Source organism: Rossellomorea sp. NS-SX7 (assembly GCF_052828565.1).
In genome coordinates this window covers 2,127,994-2,150,565 of record NZ_CM128249.1, presented here as the reverse complement: position 1 = coordinate 2,150,565, position 22,572 = coordinate 2,127,994, and the positions used below count along the sequence as shown (strand labels likewise).

Genomic DNA, 22,572 nt, shown 5'->3' with positions numbered 1-22,572 from the left:
AGCCAAACGGCAATTTTCCTTCCACACAATCCTGAAAAAGCAGCTTATTCTAAGAAAGCAAACCCAATAATTCTGATTATACGGGATTATCAGTGATTTAAAGCTCTCAGAAGGCATTTGAATCACTGAAAAGGGAATGATAACGCTTCCACGTTCTTTTTCGGCTTATTCCTTACTACTTCCGGATATCGCCTTGATATCATTTACCAGCGTGTTACGATTATAAACGTTGTGAACAAAGCACAGGACAAAATAAACATTTAAAACTAAACATGATATTAAACATACAAACAAAACTGAAAAACAACCTTATTATATAAATGAAACGGAGTGGATAGGTTTGTTGAAAAATAAGACAGTCGCTTTTCTTGGTGCAGGTAATATGGCTGAAGCAATGATCTCTGGAACGGTACAAAGCGGAAAAATCCCAAAGAATCAAATCATTGTTTCTAATCGAAGCAACAAAGAAAAACTTCATGATATCAATGAGAAGTATGGCGTACGCACATTATTGAAGGATCAACTTCCTTTTGAAGAAATCGATATACTCATTCTTGCAATGAAGCCTAAAGATATAGATAAAGCTTTAGACTCGATTAATCATCTTGTAAATAAAGATACTGTCATCATGTCAGTTCTTGCAGGAATTACTACTTCCCATATGGAGGAACAGCTCCCTGCAGGTCAATCAGTTATTAGGGTAATGCCGAATACGTCCAGTATGCTTAAAGAATCTGCTACTGCTATAAGTGCAGGCAGATTTACGTCAGAAGAAGATATGAAGAATGCCAAAGAATTGCTGTCAAGCATAGGTGAAGTATATGTAATTGATGAAAGTCAAATGGATATTTTCACTGGGATTGCCGGAAGCGGACCAGCATATTTCTATTATCTTATGGAGCATATTGAAAAGACTGGTGCGGAAGCCGGTTTAGACCCCAAGCTTGCGCGTAAGATAGGTGCCCAGACAATATTCGGTGCAGCTAAAATGATGCTTGAACGTGAAGAAACACCAACACAACTAAGAGAAAATGTAACATCCCCTAATGGCACGACTGCTGCCGGACTTGATGCATTAGCAGAGTTTGGCGGAGGGAAGGCTATCTCAGAAGCTGTAAAAGGAGCAGAAAAAAGATCCAAAGAAATAAGCTCTGAATTACAGTCCCGACAATTAGTGACGAACTAATGACACGTATAAAAAACCTCTATTAAATATAATTACCATATAACTAAGAATGTGAAACACAGAAATACAAGTCCGTCCCTCATCACAAAAGAAGGGACGAGGGACGGACCTTTTTACTAGGAGTGATTGGATGTCCCAAGATAATAAACAGAAACGTATTGTGATCAAGATTGGAAGCAGTTCTTTGACGAGCTTGCATGGAGAGATGAGCCGCAGGAAGTTGGAACGTTTAGTGGATGAAGTTGTACGCCTGAAAGATGACGGTCATGAAGTGCTACTTGTATCATCTGGAGCTGTCGCTGCAGGGTACCGTAAACTGGGCTGCTTAACACGTCCTAGCTCTTTGCCCGAGAAGCAAGCCGCAGCTGCAATTGGTCAAGGGTTATTAATTGAAGCATACTCTGATCTGTTTATATCGCATGGTTACGTCGCTTCTCAAATTCTGATTACTCGTAGTGACTTTTCGGATGAAGACCGTTACAACAATGCACGCAACACGATTAATGTTCTGCTTGAACGAGGAATTATCCCGATTGTAAATGAAAACGATACGGTAACAGTTGACCGTTTAAAATTCGGAGATAACGATACCCTTTCAGCGAAAGTAGCTGCTTTAGTGGATGCAGATCAATTGATCATTCTGTCTGATATTGACGGACTATATGATTCAGATCCACGTAAGAACCCAGAAGCAGAATTGTTGGAAAGCGTCACAGAAATCAACGATGATATTGAAGATATGGCTGGAGAACCGGGAAGTTCAGTAGGTACCGGCGGCATGCGCTCTAAAATTGATGCATTTAAAATTACGATGGCATCCGGCATCCCTGCATTCCTTGGAAAATCCGGAAACACCGATATCATTTATGATGCCGTGCAGCACACTGCGAAAGGGACGTATTTTGAATCTGCAGAGGATGCAGTGAATTTGGATTCCAAGAAGCAATGGATTGCATTCAACTCAGGTCCAGAAGGTGAAATCACAATAGATACAGATGCGAAAGAACGCATCCTTGAACAGAAAGAAAGCCTGACAATCAATGATATTTATACTGTAAAAGGTCGATTCGACAAAGGTGCTGTCGTTAGAATCCTGGACAGTGGCAATGAAGAAATCGGACTCGGAATGGTCAACTTCCGTTCTGGCCAACTAAAAAATCCATCAGACATCAAAGACGACCAAATTGCAGTAGAAATCGACCACCTGGTCTGCCACATCGAAGTACCAATTCCGGTTGGGGTGTAAGAAGCTTTTTGATTCAGGGATTTAATAAGATTGAAACAAGGATAATAATTGTTCCTGCGTGAATGCGGAACAGTGGAGACCCCGGAGGCGCAAGCCGAGGAGGCTCCCCACCCGCCCGCGGAAAGCGAAGACTTGCACGGAAATCACCAATGGTTATTAATAAGAATGTCCAATATACAATTGGCATTACAAAATAAATCAGGAGGCATTTGATGACTTTAACAATTGAAAAAACCGATGTGAAAAAACAAGCGATGAAGGCAAAAAAAGCTTCTAAAACATTAAGTTTATTAACAACTGAACAAAAAAACAAAGCACTGCATAAACTTGCAGATCACCTGGACGAAAATTATCAAACGATCTTGGATGAAAACGAAAAGGATCTCCAAAGAGGGAGAGAAAAAGGATTTGAAGAAGCGTTCATGGATCGTCTATCATTGACAAAAGAACGTGTGGAAGACTTTGCAAATGGTCTGAGACAAGTTGCTGACCTGGAAGACCCAACAGGGAAAATCGTTTCAGACTGGACTCTTGAAAACAAACTTCAAGTACAAAAAGTAACTGTTCCTCTTGGTGTAATCGGCATGATTTATGAGGCCCGCCCGAATGTAACAGTGGATGCTACCGGATTAGCGTTAAAATCAGGGAATGCCATTGTGTTAAAAGGTGGTTCAAATGCGATTACTTCAAATAAAGCGATCGTCGATGTCATGCACGAAGCATTAGAACAAACAGATATCCCAAAAGAAGCGGTTCAATTCATTAATACAACTGATCGTGAAGCTACCAATGAACTGTTTACAATGAAAGAATACATCGATGTTCTGATCCCACGCGGCGGTGGAGCCCTTATTAATGCAGTGGTAAACAATGCAACGGTACCTGTTCTAGAAACGGGTGTAGGAAATTGTCATATCTATATCGATAAAGATGCAGATGTTGAAAAAGCATTGAACATCCTGATTAATGCTAAAACCGATCGACCTGCTGTATGTAATGCAGCAGAGACAGTCATCATCCATGAAGACTGGTTTAAGGAGCACAAAGATGCATTTACTTCTAAGCTTGCTGAATTTAATGTTGCCATTCATGGTGATCAAAAAGTCGTGGAAGCAATTAAAGATGCAAAGCTTGCAGGTGAAGAAGACTGGGCTAACGAATATTTAAGCCTGGATATCGCAGTAAAAGTTGTAGAATCACTTGATGGTGCAGTGGATCATATCGAACAATATGGTACCAAACATTCTGAAGCCATTGTGACTGAAAATGAAGAAACTGCGAAGAAATTCATGATGCTTGTCGATGCAGCAGCTCTTTATCATAATGCATCAACACGCTTTACGGACGGTGGAGCATTAGGATTCGGTGCTGAAATTGGAATTTCAACTCAGAAATTACATGCGAGAGGACCAATGGGACTACCTGCATTAACAACAGTGAAATATATGATGCATGGTACCGGCCAAATCCGATAAGCTGATTAAATAAAAGGACTTTCAGGGGAAATGCCCTGAAAGTCCTTTTTGTGTTACAAATAACTCCGTTATTGACTTGCCGCTGCCTTTACTTATCAGTGATTAATTCATGCAATGTTCGAATCGTATGCACCTCTTGTTTATAACAAATCTTGAGCAGGTGTTCGAATATTTCAGCCGTCATGATGGCATCATTCAGTGCATGATGCCTTGTCCTTTCGGTGATTCCAAACTTTTTAACCATTGCATCCAAGTAGCAGTCGTTCCTTTCCAAAAGTGCATTGGCGAGAGCGAAAGAATCAATATACTCGGGTTGAAAGGTGGGAAGCTCCCATTTATGCAATCTCTTCTGGAGGAAATTTATATCGAAGCTTGCAGGGTGTGCAACTAAAATCGTTCCTTTACTGAATTCTAAAAAATCCTTGATGCCTACAGGCAGTGTAACACCATTCTTAAAATCCTTCCTCTTAAGCCCAGTGAATTTTTTTGTCTTTCTTGAGACCGTTTGAAGGGGATCGATGACTTTGTAAAATGTATCTTTTTCCTGAATTTTTCCTTCTGTAACTTTCACTGCCCCGATCGATATGATTTCATCTCCCACTTCAGGAAAGAAACCCGTTGTCTCCAAGTCGAAAATGGTAAATGTACAGTTATACAAGTGCTTATCTTGAAAAGTGGGTTTTTCTGCTTCAAATTCTTTGAGGGTATGAGCTACTTTGTAATATGAGGGCCTTGTTTTTTCCCCGTTCACCTGAGCCCTGAAGAAAAACTGCTGCCATAGATAATATTTCAGGATCCGATATCCTACATTAATTCCTATGTCATTCATCAAACCACCCTATTTCTATTAAAGCTGATTTCCATGACTTGCTGCAGTCGGTTGGCAATCTGGATGGCTTCCTTCAATCTTTGCCGCTCTTCCTTGGATAACTCACGGACGTCAATGTCATTGCTCAAAAGCTTCCCTTCTTTTAATTCTTTCAGGTTTTGCTTAGTTCGAAGACTTAAAAGGATATGCATGGCCATCTTTACATTCTCAGCATCCCTGGGGTGGAAAGCCTGCATATTTTTCAATGCATTTACCCTCTTTATGGTATTTACTTCTTTCACACCATATTTGACAGAGTGAATCCTGATCATATTGACAATTTGCAACAGGCCTGATTTCTTTATGTTGAATAAGTGGTTCTTTGGCTTTAGATTGACTCTCCCCAATGGACCGACAGGAAGTTTGAAGCGCAATGCATCTTTTCGTAAAAGCTGCTGCATGTTGAGAGAACGCTTTGATTTTTCAGCGAGATAGATACGGATTTCTTCAGCGATGGAATAATCACCATAGATCGGCCGAAAATCATAAAACATCGTAGTATCCTGAACTTCTTGTGCATCCATTTCATGCAGCCATTCATCGATTGCTTTTTTCCAATCTGTGTAGGATCGCTTCCATTTCTGCTCTTTTGCCATGATTCCGCCTGTACACTCAGGGAACCCGCATGCCGCAAGCTTTTGATTTAACTTTTCTGTAAAAGATTGGAAATACAAATCGACTCTTTTCGTATCGGATAAATGACTGTAGTCATCCAATATGATTCCATTATCCTGATCGGTATGAAATCCCTGTTCACTCCGTCCCTGGCTTCCCATAACAATGAAACAATAGTTGACGGGTGCACGTCCAAATCCTTCTTCCCGCATTTCTTTCTCTGTTAATTGGATGATTTTCCGATGCAGGCGGTCATTATAATTGCTGATGACTTCACATACATCATATCCCGGGCTGTCTTGGAGAAGAAGGTCACCGATGAATTGCTGAAAGGTTTCACTTTTGACCGTAGCCAATTGAACCAACTCTTCTTTACTGACTGCTTTTTGAATCCGATATGATAAATCGAGGTAGTTTGAGTCCTGTATATTCAGGAACGAACTACTTGTAAGCACTCCTACAACAGAATCATTCCGGATGATAGGCACAAAATCAACTTCTTCGTGTTTGAAGTAAGATAATGCTTCGTACGCGAATGACTCATCCCTGATCCAGAAAGGATTCCGTTTCATCCAGTCCTTCACTTTTTCAGATCCAGTCGGCTCTGTAAGATAGGAAAGAATCTCTCTCTGGGTAAGAATTCCTTTCATTTTCCCGTACGAATCCACTGTGACCAACCCGTATGTATCTCTCTCTTTCATTAGCTGTGCTGCTTGCAATATCGTATCGTCTTCACCTATAAAAGTGGGGAAATCCATCAAATTATGTACTTTGGTACGGAATAGCGAGATATTTTCTTCTTCGTTATCTGATGATTTTGATTTGATTTCGTCATAGAGGGTCTTCATGCGATTTCCGATACTTTCAAAAATTATTTTTGAAAAATCGTTATTTTTTGTCATGATATCAAGCAAGCGCTGCTTCTGGATGCGAAACACGTTACAATCTTCCATTGCTTGTACCGAAAAAGTCATTTCCCCGCTTGTGAGCATGATCATGATACCGATCAAGTCACCCGGGTAGTAAAATCTTAAAGAATATTGTTTTCCGTTTGTCCGGTGAAGGACATTCTTAGCGAGGCCGGATACAAGGAAATATATGTCAAGCTCTTCTATGGTCTCATCTTCATGGAAAAGGAATTCCCCTTTTTTAAAAGTAGTATATGTTGAGCCCGATAGTATGTAATGTAATTGGTCTTCTGTGAGAACATCAAAAGGATAGACGTTCTTTACTATTTTTAAAAGTTCATGTTGTTCCATAACGATTCCCTCCCTTTTTTACCAGTTCCATAGTACTCTAACATAGAATTCCCTATTTGGAAAAGGATAAAACAGGCCGATGATTAAAGGGTGTTTATTAACAAATTGTACGTTTGTTCAGCAAGAATTAGATTAAGGTGCGAGCTTATGATGATATCGAACTCGACCATATCGCGACTGCTAGAAGGACGGCATGTAAATAAAAAGTGATGCAAAGTGAACTTTAAAGAATAAACCCCTGCAGCTGAAAGAGCAGGGGAGGGGGGCAATATTAATTTGAAAAGCTTACCACAAACTTAGCGGCTTCAAATAATGATGTAAAGGCATAATCAGCTTCATAAAGGGGAGAAGTGGCATCGGTGATCAATATTGTTTTGCACCCTGCTTTGCGTCCGGCTTCTATATCCGGCTCCCTGTCACCAATCATAAACGAAGAAGAGAGATCGAGATTGTACTTTTCAGAGAGCTCCAGAATCATTCCGGGCTCCGGCTTTCGGCACGCACAACCTTCATGAGGTTTGTGGGTGCAGCATGAAACTTCATGAATCTTTCCCCCTGCTGTTTCAAGTTCCCCGACCATATAATCATGAATGGATTGTAAGTGTTCATGTGATAAGTATCCAAGACCAACTCCGCCTTGATTGGTTACAACAAATAATTGATAACCTTCATCAGTCAATAATTTGACCGCTTCCTTCACACCTTCCAGGAAATAAAACTGCTCCGGCTTGTTCACAAACTTTACCCGTTTTGATTTCACTTCATTAATGACACCGTCACGATCTAAAAATACGGCTTTTTTCAACAATAACACCCCACATTCGATTGATTTCTACATTGATTAGTACGATTTGTCGCATCCTGCGGTTTCCAAGGAAATAATGACAGAATAGTCTGTCATTATTTCAGAGAGAAACGTACGAACTAAGTATTCAATAAACAATCTTAACTTATAACAAGAAGTAACTTACGATATCAAGTTTACCCAATTTGGCTGGTTATTTACATGGAGGAGGGGAGGGAAATAAGAATAGGAAAGTTTCCAGAGAAACTTTCCTTTCCAGGAATCGATGTCATCGTTTTTGGATAAATACAACCTTCAGGTAATCACCCTGTTTGTATTGGTTGATTGTTTTGAAATCTTCAGGAAGTGTAAACTCCTCAAGCATTTGATAAGATCCATTGGTTTCATTGAACGCCGTATCTATGAATCCTTTGAACTTCTTCATATTGAATGTGCTGCAATTTGTTGATGCAACAATAACACCATTTTTTTCAGTGATGGCGATGGCTTCTTTTAAAAGGTCCTTATAGTCTTTTGAAGCTGAAAAAGTGTGCTTTTTGGAACGAGCAAAACTTGGTGGATCGAGGATGACCATATCAAATGTAAGTTCTTTCTTCACAGCAAATTTAAAATACTTGAATACATCTTCCACGACTATGTTTTGTGCTTCATAATCTATTCCGTTGATGCTGAATTGTTCAATCGTTTTACTTAGGCTTCGATTTGCCAGGTCCACACTTGTTGTTTCTGAGGCACCACCAAGGGCAGCGAAAACAGAAAAAGCTCCTGTATAGGAAAAGGTATTAAGAACCCGCTTTCCATCTGCATATTTATCGCGGATCAGCTTTCTTACTTCACGTTGATCGAGAAAAACCCCGACCATTGCGCCGTCATTCAGATAGATAGCAAAGTTGACTCCATTTTCCTTGACGAGCAAAGGGAAGGAAGGACGTTCACCATGGACGAAGTCATCTTCATCAACATATTTACCTTCAACGGCAAATCGCTTCTTCTGATAAAGGCCTTTATAATTTGGAAGTTTTTTTATCACGGAGACGATATCTTCTTTAAATGAGTAGGCACCCTTGCTGTACCATTGGATAAGGTAGTATCCATCAAAGTAATCAACAGTGATTCCTCCGAAACCGTCCCCCTCACTGTTAAACACCCGGAACGCTGTCGTTTGTTCGTCATAGAAGTAATGAAGTCGTTGATTGACTGCGTTTTGAAACTTCCGGTTGAAAAATTCCTGGTCAATCGGTTCATGTTCTTTCCAGCTAACAAGCCATCCGATTCCTTTATTTTGTTTCCCGTAATATCCCCTTGCAATGAAATTCTTCTTTGAATCCACAAGTCTAATGATGTCACCTTCATCAAGATTGTCCAATGGGGAAGTGACATTTTCTTTGTTTAATAGGGGAAAACCTTTTAGAAATTGATTTATGTATTTAGGGTTAGCTTTCAAGCTGATTTCAGTTGTCATGCTATTCATCCTTACGTTCGTTAGTCTTGTGTAGTATAGAACTTCTTTTGGGATTACGCAACCCATCTTGGAATAAAAAGGCGATGATATAAGGTATCGACTTCAATTCCCGTTGATTGTACCGGGGGAGGGAAAGATTGATGAGTTTTTCCAGAGGCCATAAAATTGAACCCCAAGAGCAATCATAGAGAATAACCGGCGGGACAAATAAAAAAATCTTACCCTTAGCTTCAGGGTAAGATTAGGCAGTTATTATTTTCCCCATAAAAAGTCACCTGCAAGACGGTCTACTTTCGTTGTCTCATGCAGTCCACTGTGGGAAATGGATGGGTCATAAACAATCTTAGATGAATATTCATTTCGATCATAGATTTTCTCACTTGCCAAGGCGCTAGGTACATTCACGATATCATCTCCAGAACCGGCTATGGATAACACTTTTATCTCTGGATCGATTAAATGGCGATTATGGTACAATTGTTCAATTGCTTTGGAATCAGGCTTTAAATCAATCACAGCAGCACCCGTATTGATCTGGTCATATGAATCCTTCGTCACTCCCAGAAAAGGGGTCGCTATGGAAATAAATTTATATGTTTTTGGCAGAAAGTCTTTCCCATGTGCGTTCTCAAGGAACAGGGTTGAGGCCAAGCCACCCATGGAGTGGCCGATCAGATTGATATTCTCCACCTCAAAGCGATGATGTAAAAGTTTCATTGCATTTTCCAGCCATATTGCCTGCTTATCCAGTGCAGCGCGATTGTCTTCAAAGATAACCTGGACGAGAGGTGGAGAAGAGGGGTTCTTGGGAATCGTTCCTTTATAAGAAACACTTCCATTCTTAGAAACATAAATCTCTAAAGTCTTTTTCCCCCAGCCATGATGATGTTCAAAGCGATCAAGCATCGTTTTAAACGAATTATATGTACCTTTGTATCCATGTACAAAAACCGTTGGATATCGTTCGACCTCGGTTAATGCTTTTTCGCTGGATTGAACATTGGACGTTTTGAACAAAACAATTATGATGAAAAGAGAGGCAATCAAAAGGCCGCTCCAAAATAGTGTAGGTTTATTCGTGAAGATAGACAAATGATATCGCTCCTTTAATTCCTATATCCTTATTGTAAGCGATTTGTAAGGTCTTGAAAATGTTAAAAATGAAATTCATTTGTCATATTTGATGTAATTTTTGGTAATTAAACTTTACATAAGAAAAGGATCTAAAAAAGATCCTTTTCAAGACGTTATCAATTAAACCCAGTCACCGTTCCTGAAGATCGGCTGAATCGACCCATCTGCTTTTTCTCCGTCGATATGTAAATCTTTAGACCCGATCATGAAATCTACGTGTATCATGCTCTCGTTAAATCCGATGGCGTTCAGATCATCTTGACTCATTTCTTTCCCGTTCTCCACACAAACAGACAGAGCCCTACCAAGCGCGATGTGACAAGAAGCATTTTCATCAAACAGTGTGTTATTAAAGATGATGTTTGTATTGGAAATAGGGGAGTCATGTGGAACCAGTGCAACTTCTCCCAAATAAGATGCACCTTCATCTGCCGCTAAAAGGTTTTTGAGCGTTTCGTAGCCTTCCTTTGCAGAAAAATCCACTACTCTTCCATCTTTGAAAGTCAGTGAGAAGTCTTTAATAAGAGTTCCCCCATAATTAAGTGGTTTAGTAGAGCTCACCACGCCATTTACGCTTGTCTTATCTGGAATTGTAAAGACTTCTTCAGTTGGCAGGTTAGGTACAAAAGGAGTTCCCTTATCATTTGTGAATTGAGCGCTTATCCACTTTGTTTGAGGGTGGAACCCAATCGTTAAATCTGTTCCAGGACCCTTATAATGAAGTTTATTATACTTGGCCTGATTCAGCAGGGATGCTCTTTCATTCAGGTTATTGATATGCTGTTCCCATAATTCAACAGTTTGTTCTCGATCTGTCCGGGTTGTGTAAAAGATGTTATCCCAAAGCTTTTCGACTGCATCTTCCCGATTAAACCCAGGAAAAACACTCTGTGCCCATTCTTCGGTTGGATAAGCTGCAATCAGCCAGCTAATTTTTCCTCCGCCTATATAAGCTGAGAATTCCTTGGATGCTTCAGCAGCAACCTTATTCAGTAAAGCTACTCTGCCGGGGTCTGCATGTTTGAGCAGAGAAGGGTTCGGAGCAATAAGGTTTAATAATGCAACGTTGTTCTCAGCCATCTCAATATATCCTTTTTGTTTCCAATGTGGAAATACCTTTAAACCTTCTTCACTTGATTTCTCGAGGCGTATTTTCTTTAATTCTTCATCATGAAAATCTGCCATGACGTGCAGGGCTCCCGCTTCATAAGCTTTGGCCGTGATTTGACGAACGAATTCATATGCTGAAATAGGAGCGGAAATTAATAATTCCTGATCTTTTTGCAAGTTTAGACCTACCTGTACAATAAGGTCGGCATATCTTTCTAAATTCTCTTTGTAATGCGCATTCATTGTTTGATTCCCCCTTTAGTATCCAATTTAACTATATATCTTTATTCAGAAAATTTCCATTTATTTTATGGGTAAAATGATAATTCCAGGTGGGAGCCGGAAGAATTGAAATAGAAAAGACTGGCCGATTTGTGCCAGTCTTTTCTAAATGATTATTGTTTAACACTGTATGGCGGGAAGTCCTCCTCTGGGGAATTGATGACAACAACTCCGCCAAGTGCCATAGCAGTCAAGCTAGTCATAATGATTAATTGTTTTATCTTTTTCATGATCTCACCTCCCTATAAGGACAGCATTTCTTCATAAATGGAGTTAGCTTCCTTTAAATGAAATGCTGCATTTTTATATTTTCTTACTCCCTGGTAATATTGACCAAAGAATTTAGAATACTCAGCATATAAAAGTTGTTCGCCATTTTCTTTGAAGTAGGGTAAAGTATGTTCTTTCATAAAATGTTCAAACCCGTCTGGAAAATCATTCAAGGCGTAGTGATAATAAGTAAGTTGATAATATTTATCAGGAAAAACGTCTCTTGAACATAATTTCAAACCCTCTGGAAGCCAATACCGTACCTGATTAAATTGGTTTAACTTAAAGTACTCCTTTACAAGAGCCAAAATGGAATTAAGCTTTCCTTCCACATCGGATTCTTTCAGTTCAATACTTCTTAAATAGTGCAGGATGGCTTCCTCACTTTTATTCATTACGGATTTTAAATATCCCAGGTTTTGTTCCACCATGGAGTTAAGACTATTGTAATTGATTGACATGCTGATGAAGTTTGCCCATTCATAATGTTTGAGTGCTTCTTCGCTGTACCTGATTCTCCGGTAGCATATCCCCAGCAGCAAGTGAACTTCAGCACACCTTTTTTGAAAATAAACCCCTTGAAAGATGGATAATGATTTTTCTCCATAATAAATCGCCAGCCTGTACACATTTAAACGGGTTAACACCAGGCTGAATAAATAATATAGGTCTGCTCGTTCTTCTTCATTAACTACACTGCCTAATACATAGTAGGTTTCTGCCTCTTTGAGTTCAGCACGTGCTTTCTCATATTGTTGAAGCAGGTAATAATAATTGCCCTTGTACTTGTGGTAATAAAACCTCAGTGTATCTGATAATTCTTTATAATGTGCATGGATATGTACTAAATTGTTTCGTGCACGATCGAGGTTGGAGTGAATTAATTGAAAACGAACACACAGAATTTGATAATAAAGCTGGGGAGTCAAATCATCCGTGTCCTCCAGCTGTCTTTTTATTTGTTCATGATAGCTCTCTGCCTCCTGGAGATTCTTCCATAATAAGGAGTGATTCCATTTTTCAAGCAGTTGATTCAGTTTCTGTCCGTCGCTTTGCAGCGAGGATACTCCAAGACGTTCACATAATAACTCAATAATGTCATCAGAAGGAGTGACCTGGTTGTTTTCCAGTTTTGAAAGATAAGAGACGGATATGATCCCTTTTGATAATTCCTCTTGAGTCAAATTTCTTTTTTGTCTATGGAAGCGGATTTTTGAACCGATGTTCATGTTCTTACTCCTCTACCCTTTATTGGTGTTTAAAGGATGGAAATTGTCATATCTCTTTTATAATAGAAGAGACATGGATCAGTCGTATAAACCACGTGTCTTTACACCATCCATTAAAATAGTATCATAAAAAAGAATAGAATGTTGCGAATATTCCTATAATTATATTTTTTATGGGTAATTGGTAGTATCTTCAATTTCAGAAGATGTATATATAATCCTAATATTGTTGAAGCATTTTTTGTTATAATGTGTTCAATGCTTAAGAGAGTTCAGGAGGGTAAAAGATGATCGATTTACGAAGTGATACAGTAACCAAACCTACACAGGAAATGAGACAGGCTGCATTTGAAGCTGAAGTTGGGGATGATGTGTACGGTGAGGATCCTACTGTAACAAGGTTAGAGCATGAAGCTGCCCGCATATTGGGGAAGGAGGAGGCACTATTTGTCACAAGCGGCACGCAGGGGAATCAAATAGCGGTCCTGACCCATACCCGTCCGGGGAATGAAATCATTTTGGAAGAAAATTCACATATTTTTTATTATGAATCTGGTGCAGTTGCAGCTTTGGCAGGTGTGCAGACCAGAACAATACCGGGTGTAAAAGGAGAAATGGATGCAGGAATCGTAGAAGCGGCGATTAGGGTAGAAGATCAACATTTTCCTGAAACAGGTCTGATCTGTGTGGAAAATACACATAATCGGGCAGGGGGAGCAATCGTATCACCTGAGAATATGGAGTCGATATACTCTGTTGCCAGGAATCACTCCGTGCCGGTCCATGTCGATGGAGCAAGGCTCTTTAATGCTGCAGCTGCAAGTAGAATTGATGTAAGGGAGTTCACCCGCCATTGTGATACCGTTCAAATATGCTTATCCAAAGGTCTTGGGGCACCCGTCGGTTCGATCATTGCAGGGGACCACACTTTCATAAGGAAGGCAAGGAAGTGGAGAAAGAGGCTTGGTGGAGGTTTACGGCAAGTGGGGATGATCGCTGCTCCCGGCTTGGTGGCACTTACAACCATGAGGGAACGATTGATGGAGGATCATGAAAAAGCAGCCGTCCTAAAAGAAGCTTTACAAAGCAGTCACGGGATCCGTGTTGTGAATGATGTTGATACCAATATCGTGGTGGCGGACATTAAAGGAAGCGGCCTGACCACGGAAGGCTTTGTCGAACTTTTGAAGGACAAAGGTATCTTGATAGCCGGTTTCGGACCACATACTGTAAGGTTCACCACTCACTACGATGTAAGTATGGATGAAGTGGAGAAGGCCGCAATGATCCTTAAATCTCTTTAACTCAAATAAAACCGGGAAGAAGTCTAAGCATCTACCCGGCTTTATTTTAAACGATTTTTAGTTTTAAGCGCTGATTGAAGCGGAGAGTGTGTCCCGGCATGGTGGCAATTAGATACTATTCTTGAGACACTCTATATCAATCCCGCATCTTTCTTAATTGCTCTTCTGGGGATTGGGTATTTTTCCCTGATGATGATGCCATCTCATCATATAACCGTTTTCTTTTAGTTTTTGATAGCGTTCTTCCATTTTTTTAAGCATCATATCACCTTGTTCCTTGGTGAAAACACCGTACTCTACATACTTGTTAATCAGCTCTTGTTTTGTAGTGAATAACTGCTTATGCAATTTGTCCAATTCTTGTTTTTGAGCGTCCGTCAGATTGACTTTCTGAGGAGTAAGCTGCTGCCCTTCAGCAGAAGCATATCCATGCAAGCTGAAGCTAAGGAGACATACCGTGATAAGTGTGAAAATAAACTTTTTCATTCAAATCCCTTCTTTCCATTAAGTTTCTTTGATAGTTTCAACAAGAATTTAGCAATATATGTATAGGATATTGACTTAGGATAGTGAAAAACGAATTTCATACATTTTTTAAGAAGGTGGTCATAATATGTTAGAGAAATTTTTATCCAGTATCGGCATCGGACATGTAAAAGTAGATACCGTCGTAAGTAAAGCATCCATAAAGCAGGGTGAAATCATCAATGGCGATGTAATCATAGAAGGAGGTAATGCAGATCAGCCGATTAATGAAGTCCAATTGCTCCTCTTGCATAAATACGAAGAGGATAAAGAGGACAGTGACTTTCCTTATCATGAAAAAGAGTTGAAGACCATCATATTAAAAGATATCGGAACCATAAAAGCCGGAGAGAAAAAAACAATCAGCTTTCAATTCCCGACAGACAGCAACCACCCAAAAACAACAGAGACCAATCAAACTATTTTAAGGACGACAGTGGATATTCCCCAGGCGGTTGATCCAACCGATGAAGATAGAATTATAGTGAGTTGACAAGCCCAGCCGGAATCTTATGGATTCCGGTTCTTTTATATTGGGGACCATTTACATAGCTTTTGCAATATCGACGCCTGAAAGGAAAAATCCGTTGAAATGATGGATAAGCCAATGTAAAATGTAGTAAGCGCATACATTCTAAAAATTCTGTATTTTACAAACGCCATGAATGACTTCCTGAATAAAAATGAATGCTATGTGTGCATTTTTTACTTTGAAGGAGGAGTTTTATGGGAGGTATCTGGCTGGCATTAATAGGGGGGATTGTATTTTTATTTGGGTACAAGTATTACTCAAAGCTGATTGCGGAACGAATCTATCGTTTAGATCCGAACTTCGTTACGCCTGCACATCAATATAAGGATGGAGTCGACTTTGTGCCTACCAATAAATTTGTCCTGTGGGGACATCATTTTACATCTGTGGCAGGCGCTGCACCGATCGTCGGCCCGGCCATCGCGGTTTATTGGGGATGGCTGCCAGCATTTTTATGGGTTATCCTTGGAACGGTCTTCGCTGCAGGTGTCCATGATTTCGGTACACTCGTCCTGTCTGTCAGAAACAAGGGTCAATCGGTCGGGACATTGGCCAGTAAGCTGATCGGGAAGCGCGCAAAGGTACTCTTTCTTTGTATTATCCTCATCCTGGTCCTAATGGTAAATGCGGTTTTTGCGTGGGTTATTGCGAACTTATTCATTACATTTCCGGCAAGTGTGCTTTCGGTCTTCATCCAAATACCACTGGCTGTATGGATTGGATATAGAGTCTATAAAAAAAGCGGAAGCATGCTGCTTCCATCCATTGTCGCCCTTCTGGTGATGTATCTATCTGCAATCGTTGCAAGCAGAGTGGAATTCCTCCAAATCGACCTGGTTAAATACTTTGGCGGTGAAGGAGCGTCATCACTATTTGGTTTAAGTTCCACCAGTATGGCATTCTTTGTCTGGATTGTCATTTTAATGATTTACGTGTATATAGCTTCCACCCTTCCTGTCTGGAAATTATTACAGCCAAGGGATTACATCAATTCACATCAATTGGTGGTCGGACTTGGATTACTTTATCTGGGATTATTATTTTCAAATCCTCAAATTACTGCGCCCATGACAAATGGGTCGGCTGACGTTTCATGGTTTCCATTATTGTTCATTACGATTGCTTGCGGAGCGATTTCAGGTTTTCACGGTTTGGTCTCTTCCGGAACTTCATCCAAACAACTGAATAAAGAGACTGATGCAAGGTTCGTAGGGTATTTAGGGGCTGTTGGTGAAGGGGCATTAGCTCTTATAGCAATCATTGCATGTATCACCTTCTTCCCTAGTGTCGAGGAATTCAAAGCTACATACAGTGGGTTTGCGGCTGCAAGCGGTGCAGGTCTGGGTGTATTCATCCAAGGGGCAGGACAGCTTGCCACAGGATTAGGAATACCGGCAGATATTGCTGCTACGATCGTTTCCGTCATCATCGTGAGCTTTGCGGCAACCACTCTTGATTCATCTGTACGGTTAATGAGGTACATCATCGCAGAATTAGGTGAAGAGTATAATGTCATGCCGCTTACGAAAACACATGTTGCCACAACGATAGCCGTAGTCTCCAGTGCGGCCCTTACACTTCTGCCGCAGGGTCCAAAAGGGTTCGGCTCTGGAGGATATCTGCTATGGCCATTATTCGGTACATCGAATCAATTGTTGGCCGGCATCAGTTTACTGCTGATTACAATATGGCTGAAGAGACAGGGAAGAAACTATCTGGCAACATTGATTCCAATGCTGTTCCTGATGTTCATGACTCTGTGGGCAATGATCAATCAGGTGATTTTTGAATGGTCCGGAATAGGAGAAGCAGAAGGAAATATGCTTTTGTTTATTTTTGGAAGCATCATATTGATCTTCACGCTGTGGATTTTGATTACAGCAGCCTCCTCTCTTTCTAAAAAGGGAGAGGATCCGACACAGTTCACTGCCTGATCGTACTGAATAAAGGGGACCCTTTTGAGCAAGGTGCTAAAAATGGGGTCCCCTTTTATTGAAGGAGGAGGTGCAGGATGATTGATTCATCTTTGATGGAAAAATTTAAACACATCATCAAGCTATATGATGAGATTATTAAACATCCTCACAAAACAGAAATTGCGAGGGAATTAAGAGACGAGGATGATTTGTTTTTCTTGCTGTTATATTCGGATATGCTCGGTCTGCCTAATCCTGTTTTTTATTATACATTAGAACTTTACCCGTATATGATTGAGAAATTTCATGATTGGCATTTGCGGATGGGGATGGAGCACTCCCCGCTTGATGGAATAAGGTGCTGCTGATGGAAAGGAAGGGTGTGAAATAGTAAATGAATGAAATAAAAAACCAGTCTATCCTTTTTGTAGGAGGGAAAGGAGGGGTTGGAAAGTCCACCTCTGCTTCTGCATTAGCTTTGATGTTCGCTAAATCAGGGAGGAAAACACTAATTATCTCAACGGATCCCGCTCACAATTTAGGAGATATCTTTCATAAAAAAATAGGCGAAGAGATAACCCCTTTATTCGACAATCTATGGGGCCTTGAAATAAACCCTGAGTTGGAAACAAATAAGTATATCAAAGGTGTGAAGAATAATTTAAAAGGAATGGTTAAGTCCTCCATGGTTGAGGAAGTTCACAGGCAAATTGATATGGCGGCATCTGCACCAGGCGCTGAAGAAGCAGCCTTATTTGATAAGATTGTGTCGGTTATCCTGGAAGAAAAAGAAGAATTTGATAAAATCATCTTTGATACTGCGCCCACAGGACATACTATCCGTTTGCTTTCCCTTCCCGAGTTGATGGGCGTTTGGATGGACGGCATGCTTGAAAGAAGGAAGAAAACGAATAAAAACTACTCTCAGCTGTTGAATGATGGGGAGCCTGTGGATGACCCCATTTTCGACGTTTTACAGAGGAGAAGAGATAAATTCGCCAGAGTTCGCTCCATTATGTTAAATTCAGCCGAGACTGGGTTCATCTTCGTCTTGATTCCAGAGAGACTCCCTATCTTGGAAACGGAAAAAGCCATAGAGTTAATGAAGAAGCATCATCTGAACATTCAAGGTTTGATCGTAAACAAAATCCTTCCACCTTCAGCAGACGGGTCATTTCTCAAAAAAAGAAAAGAACAGGAGAAAGATTATCTGCAGATGATGAAGAAGAAGTTCACGGACCAGCGATTGTATGAAATACCTTTATTAGAAGAAGATGTGTGTACATTAAATCATCTTGAATCATTCGTTCAGCATTTACAGCGTGAAGTATATGACAAGGTATAATGAAGTGAATAAAAGACACAGTTGGGAAGATAATCATGTGATGGTTGAATAAAGACCATCACATGTTGCCTGCCTAAACGAAATCTTGTGTGGAGTTTAAAACAAAAAAATTTTTATAAATATGTTGACATTATACCTAGTAGGGTATATTATAGTGAGTGTAGCAAGAAAACAGCACAATTAAGCTTGTTTCTGGGAGGTGTCTTGAATGGAATACAATTCTCAAGTTAAAAATCGAATCAAACGTGTTGAAGGGCAGCTCCGAGGAATCTTAAGGATGATGGAGCAAGGGGAAGATTGTAAAGATGTAATTTCCCAGCTTTCAGCAGCTAAAACTGCTCTTGATCGTTCGGTTGGCTTGATTGTAAGTTTAAACCTTGTTGAATGTGTGAGAGATTCACAAGAATCTGGTGAAAATACAGATGAAATCGTAAAAGAAGCAGTAAACTTGTTAGTGAAAAGCAGATAATGAAAAAGTGTTGACAACTTTTTTTATATCATATAATATACCCTTATAGGTATTTAAAACACTTTAAACAATCATTTAGGAGGAATTATGAATGAACGCAGATAAAGTACTAGACGCAAAAGGATTAGCATGTCCAATGCCAATTGTGAAAACAAGAAAGGCAATCAAGGAAATTGAAGCAGGACAGATCCTGGAAGTTCAAACGACTGACAAAGGTGCCAAAAGCGATTTAACGGCATGGGCTAAATCAACTGGACATGAGCTTGTAGAGTCTAAAGAAGAAAACGATGTATTCACATTCTGGATTAAAAAAGGATAATTTTTTTTGAGGGGCAATATACCCCTAATTGTATTATGAGGAGGAAAACAGATGTCAGAGACAAAAACAACAAATATTATTCTCTTTAGCGGAGATTATGATAAAGCAATGGCTGCTTACATCATCGCTAATGGTGCGGCGGCTTACGATCACGAGGTTACCATTTTTCATACTTTTTGGGGTCTGAATGCGCTGAGAAAAGAAGAAATGGTTCCTGTTAAGAAAAGCTTCATGGAAAAGATGTTCGGCAAAATGATGCCGCGCGGTGCAGATAAATTGGGTTTATCAAATATGAACTTTGCAGGAATGGGTCCTAAAATGATCAAAGGTGTCATGAAGAAGCATAATGCAATGCCACTGCCTGACTTGATTGAGATGGCCAAAGAGCAAGATGTAAAGCTGGTTGCTTGTACAATGACAATGGATTTATTGGGACTTCATAAAGATGAGTTAATGGATGAGATCGAATATGCGGGTGTAGCCGCGTATCTAGCGGATGCAGAAAACGGTAATGTAAACTTATTCATCTAAATTTTTTTAAGAAAAAATATACCCTATAAGGTAATTGGAGGTTGTTGTATGACTATTGAAGCGAATGTTGTATTAGATGCAAAAGGGTTAGCATGTCCTATGCCGATCGTAAAAACCAAGAAAGCGATGAAAGACCTTGAAGCCGGGCACGTGATTGAAATTCAGGCGACAGATAAAGGATCAAAAGCCGACCTTCAAGCATGGGCGAAGAGTTCAGGTCATGATTATCTTGGTACGATTGAAGAAGGAGATGTTCTGAAGCATTTCGTTCGTAAATCAAGCGGCGAAGATAGTGTTGAGCGTAAGCACGAAACGGTTACCAATAATGAAGAGTTAGCTGGTAAGCTCGGCGATGAGAATACGCTCGTATTGGATGTTCGTGAAAAGGCAGAATATGCATTCAAACACATTCCCGGAGCGGTATCCATTCCACTGGGGGAATTAGAAGCAAAAGCTGATGGACTTGCTAAAGATAAGAATATTTATGTTGTGTGCCGCACCGGTAACCGCAGTGATATGGCAGCACAAATGTTAGCAGATAAAGGATTTGCGAATGTCATCAACGTAGTGCCAGGCATGAGCGAATGGTCAGGCGACGTAGAATCTGACGTTGAATAATAGATCTTAAATGATTAACAGATAGAAACTATAAAAGAAAATTAATTGGGAGGTAGAAACAATGGCAGTGAAAGCAATGAGTCCGAAAGAAGTAGCACAAAAAGTGATCAAAAAAGAAGATTTGTTCATCTTGGATGTACGTAACACAGACGCATTTGAAGATTGGAAAATCGACGGACATACGTTTGAATATCTGAACATTCCTTACTTCGATCTTTTAGACGGAGTCGAAGAGATTTTAGAAAAGCTTCCAAATGATAAGGATATTCTGGTTGTATGTGCGAAAGAAGGTTCTTCTATCATGGTGGCAGAAATGCTTTCAGATGAAGGGAAAGATGTAGCTTATCTAGAAGGCGGAATGAAAGCGTGGAGTGAACATCTTGAACCGGTCAAAGTCGGTGACCTCACTGGCGGAGGAGAGCTCTATCAATTCGTCCGTCTAGGTAAAGGCTGTCTTTCATATATGGTGGTTTCAAATGGTGAAGCAGCTATCGTTGATGCTACACGCATGACGGATATCTTCATCGATTTTGCTAAAGAAAAAAATGCAGAGATTACGAATGTATTTGATACTCACTTACATGCGGATCACATCTCAGGCGGACGTAAAATCGCTGAAGCGACAAATGCTGCTTACTGGCTGCCTCCAAAAGATGCAGAGGAAGTTACGTTTGAGTATGCAGCTCTTGAGGATGGTAATAAAGTCGTTATCGGTAACTCAACAATCGACATCAATGCTTTATATTCACCTGGACACACAATCGGGTCTACTTCTTTCGTCATTGACGAGAAGTATCTATTATCAGGAGACATCCTGTTCGTAGACAGCATCGGACGTCCTGACCTTGCCGGTAAGGCAGAGGACTGGGTTGCAGACTTGAGAGAAAGTCTATACAAACGTTATAAAAATTTATCCATGGAGCTGACAGTATTACCCGCTCACTTCATGATTATCGATGAATTAAATGAAAACGGTACTGTCGGAGAAAAACTTGGTACACTATTTGCAAAAAACCACGGTTTGAATATTGAAGATGAAGATGAGTTCAGAAAATTGGTTTCTGAAAATCTTCCACCGCAGCCAAACGCATATCAGGAAATCCGTGAAACCAACATGGGGAAAGTCACACCTGATGAAGAAAAACAGCGTGAAATGGAAATCGGACCAAACCGCTGTGCAGTTCGATAATCTGAAATTTTGCTTGAAGAAATAAATGGGGACCTTTTACAAAGGTTCCCATTTAACAGTAAAGGAGGAACTTTACAGTGGATTTGGCATTTATTATTACAGTCTTTTTAATTGGCTTTATCGGCTCATATATTTCCGGAATGGTGGGGATCGGAGGAAGCATCATCAAGTATCCGATGCTTCTATATATTCCCCCGCTACTTGGAGTCGCTTCATTTACCGCTCACGAAGTATCCGGTATCAGTGCGGTGCAAGTATTCTTTGCCACACTAGGCGGGGTATGGGCTTACCGTAAAGGCGGTTACTTGAACAAGACACTAATCGCATATATGGGTGTGAGCATTCTGATTGGAAGCTTCATCGGGGGATATGGTTCGAAGGCAATGAGTGAAGATGGAATCAACCTTGTGTATGGTGTCCTTGCTTTAACGGCTGCAATCATGATGTTCATCCCGAAAAAAGGAATTGACGACATCAAGTTTGAGGATGTGAAGTTCAATAAATGGCTTGCAGCTGTATTGTCATTAATCGTAGGGATTGGAGCAGGGATCGTTGGAGCTGCAGGCGCGTTTCTATTAGTCCCAATTATGCTGGTTGTTCTTAAAATTCCTACAAAGATGACGATTGCATCATCACTGGCCATTACCCTTATTTCTTCTATCGGCTCAACAGTCGGGAAGATCAGTACTGGTCAGGTAGATTATGTGCCAGCATTGATTATGGTAGTAGCAAGCTTAATTGCGTCTCCATTAGGTGCAACAGCAGGTAAGAAGATGAATACGAAATTATTACAAACAATACTGGCAGTATTAATCTTAGGTACAGCTATCAAGATATGGCTGGATATTCTATAAAAAATTCATTAAACACCTGCCCCTCACTG

At 40.2% G+C, this 22,572-nt stretch carries 22 protein-coding genes; 14 read left to right on the top strand and 8 right to left on the bottom strand.

Annotated elements, in window-relative coordinates; genetic code table 11:
• Positions 1-340: 340 nt before the first annotated feature.
• From proC to ACUXV2_RS10675, 3 genes are all read left to right on the top strand, one after another.
• A complete protein-coding gene (gene proC, locus ACUXV2_RS10685; protein ID WP_446243200.1) occupies positions 341-1,186 on the top strand; it encodes a pyrroline-5-carboxylate reductase in 846 nt (281 codons plus the stop codon).
• A gap of 130 nt (positions 1,187-1,316) precedes the next feature.
• Positions 1,317-2,432, top strand: a complete 1,116-nt coding sequence (gene proB, locus ACUXV2_RS10680; protein ID WP_446243199.1) for a glutamate 5-kinase — start codon at positions 1,317-1,319, stop codon at positions 2,430-2,432.
• Positions 2,433-2,644: 212 nt separating this feature from the next.
• Positions 2,645-3,907 (top strand): glutamate-5-semialdehyde dehydrogenase, encoded by a 1,263-nt coding sequence (locus ACUXV2_RS10675; protein WP_446243198.1) that lies wholly within the window; start codon positions 2,645-2,647, stop codon positions 3,905-3,907.
• Positions 3,908-3,995: 88 nt separating this feature from the next.
• Here ACUXV2_RS10675 and ACUXV2_RS10670 read toward each other — a convergent pair whose 3' ends face one another.
• From ACUXV2_RS10670 to ACUXV2_RS10640, 7 genes are all read right to left on the bottom strand, one after another.
• Positions 3,996-4,736: a 3'-5' exonuclease gene (locus ACUXV2_RS10670; protein ID WP_446243197.1), complete on the bottom strand. Its 741-nt coding sequence runs from the start codon at positions 4,734-4,736 to the stop codon at positions 3,996-3,998.
• Positions 4,736-6,649, bottom strand: coding sequence for a DUF294 nucleotidyltransferase-like domain-containing protein (locus ACUXV2_RS10665; RefSeq protein WP_446243196.1), 1,914 nt, complete (start codon positions 6,647-6,649; stop codon positions 4,736-4,738). Before ACUXV2_RS10665 ends, ACUXV2_RS10670 begins: the two co-directional genes overlap by 1 nt.
• A gap of 271 nt (positions 6,650-6,920) precedes the next feature.
• Positions 6,921-7,454, bottom strand: coding sequence for a D-glycero-alpha-D-manno-heptose-1,7-bisphosphate 7-phosphatase (locus ACUXV2_RS10660; RefSeq protein ID WP_446243195.1), 534 nt, complete (start codon positions 7,452-7,454; stop codon positions 6,921-6,923).
• 268 nt (positions 7,455-7,722) lie between these two features.
• Entirely contained in the window at positions 7,723-8,916 is a 1,194-nt protein-coding gene (locus ACUXV2_RS10655) for a class I SAM-dependent rRNA methyltransferase (RefSeq protein WP_446243194.1), read from the bottom strand.
• 252 nt (positions 8,917-9,168) lie between these two features.
• Positions 9,169-10,008, bottom strand: a complete 840-nt coding sequence (locus ACUXV2_RS10650; RefSeq protein WP_446243193.1) for an alpha/beta hydrolase — start codon at positions 10,006-10,008, stop codon at positions 9,169-9,171.
• A 162-nt stretch (positions 10,009-10,170) separates the two neighbouring features.
• Entirely contained in the window at positions 10,171-11,403 is a 1,233-nt protein-coding gene (locus ACUXV2_RS10645; RefSeq protein ID WP_446243192.1) for an aminopeptidase, read from the bottom strand.
• 281 nt (positions 11,404-11,684) lie between these two features.
• Positions 11,685-12,941, bottom strand: coding sequence for a helix-turn-helix domain-containing protein (locus tag ACUXV2_RS10640; RefSeq protein WP_446243191.1), 1,257 nt, complete (start codon positions 12,939-12,941; stop codon positions 11,685-11,687).
• Between the two features lie 287 nt (positions 12,942-13,228).
• Here ACUXV2_RS10640 and ACUXV2_RS10635 point away from each other — a divergent pair, with 287 nt between their 5' ends.
• Complete coding sequence (locus tag ACUXV2_RS10635) at positions 13,229-14,245, top strand: threonine aldolase family protein (protein ID WP_446243190.1); 1,017 nt, start codon at positions 13,229-13,231, stop codon at positions 14,243-14,245.
• A gap of 153 nt (positions 14,246-14,398) precedes the next feature.
• Here the strand turns inward: ACUXV2_RS10635 and ACUXV2_RS10630 are convergent, their stop codons facing one another.
• Positions 14,399-14,731: a YckD family protein gene (locus ACUXV2_RS10630; protein ID WP_446243189.1), complete on the bottom strand. Its 333-nt coding sequence runs from the start codon at positions 14,729-14,731 to the stop codon at positions 14,399-14,401.
• Between the two features lie 127 nt (positions 14,732-14,858).
• Here ACUXV2_RS10630 and ACUXV2_RS10625 point away from each other — a divergent pair, with 127 nt between their 5' ends.
• The 10 genes from ACUXV2_RS10625 to ACUXV2_RS10580 all read left to right on the top strand — a co-directional run bounded on the left by ACUXV2_RS10625 (position 14,859) and on the right by ACUXV2_RS10580 (position 22,543).
• Positions 14,859-15,263: a sporulation protein gene (locus ACUXV2_RS10625; RefSeq protein ID WP_446243188.1), complete on the top strand. Its 405-nt coding sequence runs from the start codon at positions 14,859-14,861 to the stop codon at positions 15,261-15,263.
• A gap of 233 nt (positions 15,264-15,496) precedes the next feature.
• The gene (locus tag ACUXV2_RS10620) at positions 15,497-17,236 is read left to right on the top strand and encodes a carbon starvation CstA family protein (RefSeq protein WP_446243187.1); all 1,740 of its coding nucleotides are present in this window, start codon (positions 15,497-15,499) and stop codon (positions 17,234-17,236) included.
• A gap of 95 nt (positions 17,237-17,331) precedes the next feature.
• Positions 17,332-17,586, top strand: a complete 255-nt coding sequence (locus ACUXV2_RS10615) for a cory-CC-star protein (protein ID WP_446247046.1) — start codon at positions 17,332-17,334, stop codon at positions 17,584-17,586.
• Between the two features lie 26 nt (positions 17,587-17,612).
• Complete coding sequence (locus tag ACUXV2_RS10610; protein ID WP_446243186.1) at positions 17,613-18,563, top strand: ArsA family ATPase; 951 nt, start codon at positions 17,613-17,615, stop codon at positions 18,561-18,563.
• A gap of 208 nt (positions 18,564-18,771) precedes the next feature.
• Positions 18,772-19,032, top strand: a complete 261-nt coding sequence (locus ACUXV2_RS10605) for a metal-sensitive transcriptional regulator (RefSeq protein WP_032088134.1) — start codon at positions 18,772-18,774, stop codon at positions 19,030-19,032.
• Between the two features lie 91 nt (positions 19,033-19,123).
• The gene (locus ACUXV2_RS10600; protein WP_446243185.1) at positions 19,124-19,351 is read left to right on the top strand and encodes a sulfurtransferase TusA family protein; all 228 of its coding nucleotides are present in this window, start codon (positions 19,124-19,126) and stop codon (positions 19,349-19,351) included.
• Positions 19,352-19,402: 51 nt separating this feature from the next.
• Positions 19,403-19,882 (top strand): DsrE/DsrF/DrsH-like family protein, encoded by a 480-nt coding sequence (locus tag ACUXV2_RS10595; protein ID WP_071618847.1) that lies wholly within the window; start codon positions 19,403-19,405, stop codon positions 19,880-19,882.
• A 48-nt stretch (positions 19,883-19,930) separates the two neighbouring features.
• On the top strand, positions 19,931-20,500 hold the full coding sequence (locus ACUXV2_RS10590) for a sulfurtransferase TusA family protein (protein ID WP_446246969.1): 570 nt from the start codon (positions 19,931-19,933) through the stop codon (positions 20,498-20,500).
• Between the two features lie 61 nt (positions 20,501-20,561).
• Positions 20,562-21,689, top strand: coding sequence for an MBL fold metallo-hydrolase (locus ACUXV2_RS10585; RefSeq protein WP_446246968.1), 1,128 nt, complete (start codon positions 20,562-20,564; stop codon positions 21,687-21,689).
• Positions 21,690-21,766: 77 nt separating this feature from the next.
• Positions 21,767-22,543, top strand: coding sequence for a sulfite exporter TauE/SafE family protein (locus tag ACUXV2_RS10580; protein ID WP_446246967.1), 777 nt, complete (start codon positions 21,767-21,769; stop codon positions 22,541-22,543).
• Positions 22,544-22,572 lie beyond the last annotated feature (29 nt).

Bases quoted from the DNA above. Each gene is read 5' to 3' on its own strand.
- proB (WP_446243199.1), top strand. From the start codon at position 1,317: ATGTCCCAAGATAATAAACAGAAACGTATTGTGATCAAGATTGGAAGC.
- ACUXV2_RS10675 (WP_446243198.1), top strand. From the start codon at position 2,645: ATGACTTTAACAATTGAAAAAACCGATGTGAAAAAACAAGCGATGAAG.
- ACUXV2_RS10670 (WP_446243197.1), bottom strand. From the start codon at position 4,736: ATGAATGACATAGGAATTAATGTAGGATATCGGATCCTGAAATATTAT.
- ACUXV2_RS10665 (WP_446243196.1), bottom strand. From the start codon at position 6,649: ATGGAACAACATGAACTTTTAAAAATAGTAAAGAACGTCTATCCTTTT.
- ACUXV2_RS10655 (WP_446243194.1), bottom strand. From the start codon at position 8,916: ATGACAACTGAAATCAGCTTGAAAGCTAACCCTAAATACATAAATCAA.
- ACUXV2_RS10645 (WP_446243192.1), bottom strand. From the start codon at position 11,403: ATGAATGCGCATTACAAAGAGAATTTAGAAAGATATGCCGACCTTATT.
- ACUXV2_RS10640 (WP_446243191.1), bottom strand. From the start codon at position 12,941: ATGAACATCGGTTCAAAAATCCGCTTCCATAGACAAAAAAGAAATTTG.
- ACUXV2_RS10635 (WP_446243190.1), top strand. From the start codon at position 13,229: ATGATCGATTTACGAAGTGATACAGTAACCAAACCTACACAGGAAATG.
- ACUXV2_RS10630 (WP_446243189.1), bottom strand. From the start codon at position 14,731: ATGAAAAAGTTTATTTTCACACTTATCACGGTATGTCTCCTTAGCTTC.
- ACUXV2_RS10625 (WP_446243188.1), top strand. From the start codon at position 14,859: ATGTTAGAGAAATTTTTATCCAGTATCGGCATCGGACATGTAAAAGTA.
- ACUXV2_RS10620 (WP_446243187.1), top strand. From the start codon at position 15,497: ATGGGAGGTATCTGGCTGGCATTAATAGGGGGGATTGTATTTTTATTT.
- ACUXV2_RS10615 (WP_446247046.1), top strand. From the start codon at position 17,332: ATGGAAAAATTTAAACACATCATCAAGCTATATGATGAGATTATTAAA.
- ACUXV2_RS10610 (WP_446243186.1), top strand. From the start codon at position 17,613: ATGAATGAAATAAAAAACCAGTCTATCCTTTTTGTAGGAGGGAAAGGA.
- ACUXV2_RS10605 (WP_032088134.1), top strand. From the start codon at position 18,772: ATGGAATACAATTCTCAAGTTAAAAATCGAATCAAACGTGTTGAAGGG.
- ACUXV2_RS10600 (WP_446243185.1), top strand. From the start codon at position 19,124: ATGAACGCAGATAAAGTACTAGACGCAAAAGGATTAGCATGTCCAATG.
- ACUXV2_RS10595 (WP_071618847.1), top strand. From the start codon at position 19,403: ATGTCAGAGACAAAAACAACAAATATTATTCTCTTTAGCGGAGATTAT.
- ACUXV2_RS10590 (WP_446246969.1), top strand. From the start codon at position 19,931: ATGACTATTGAAGCGAATGTTGTATTAGATGCAAAAGGGTTAGCATGT.
- ACUXV2_RS10585 (WP_446246968.1), top strand. From the start codon at position 20,562: ATGGCAGTGAAAGCAATGAGTCCGAAAGAAGTAGCACAAAAAGTGATC.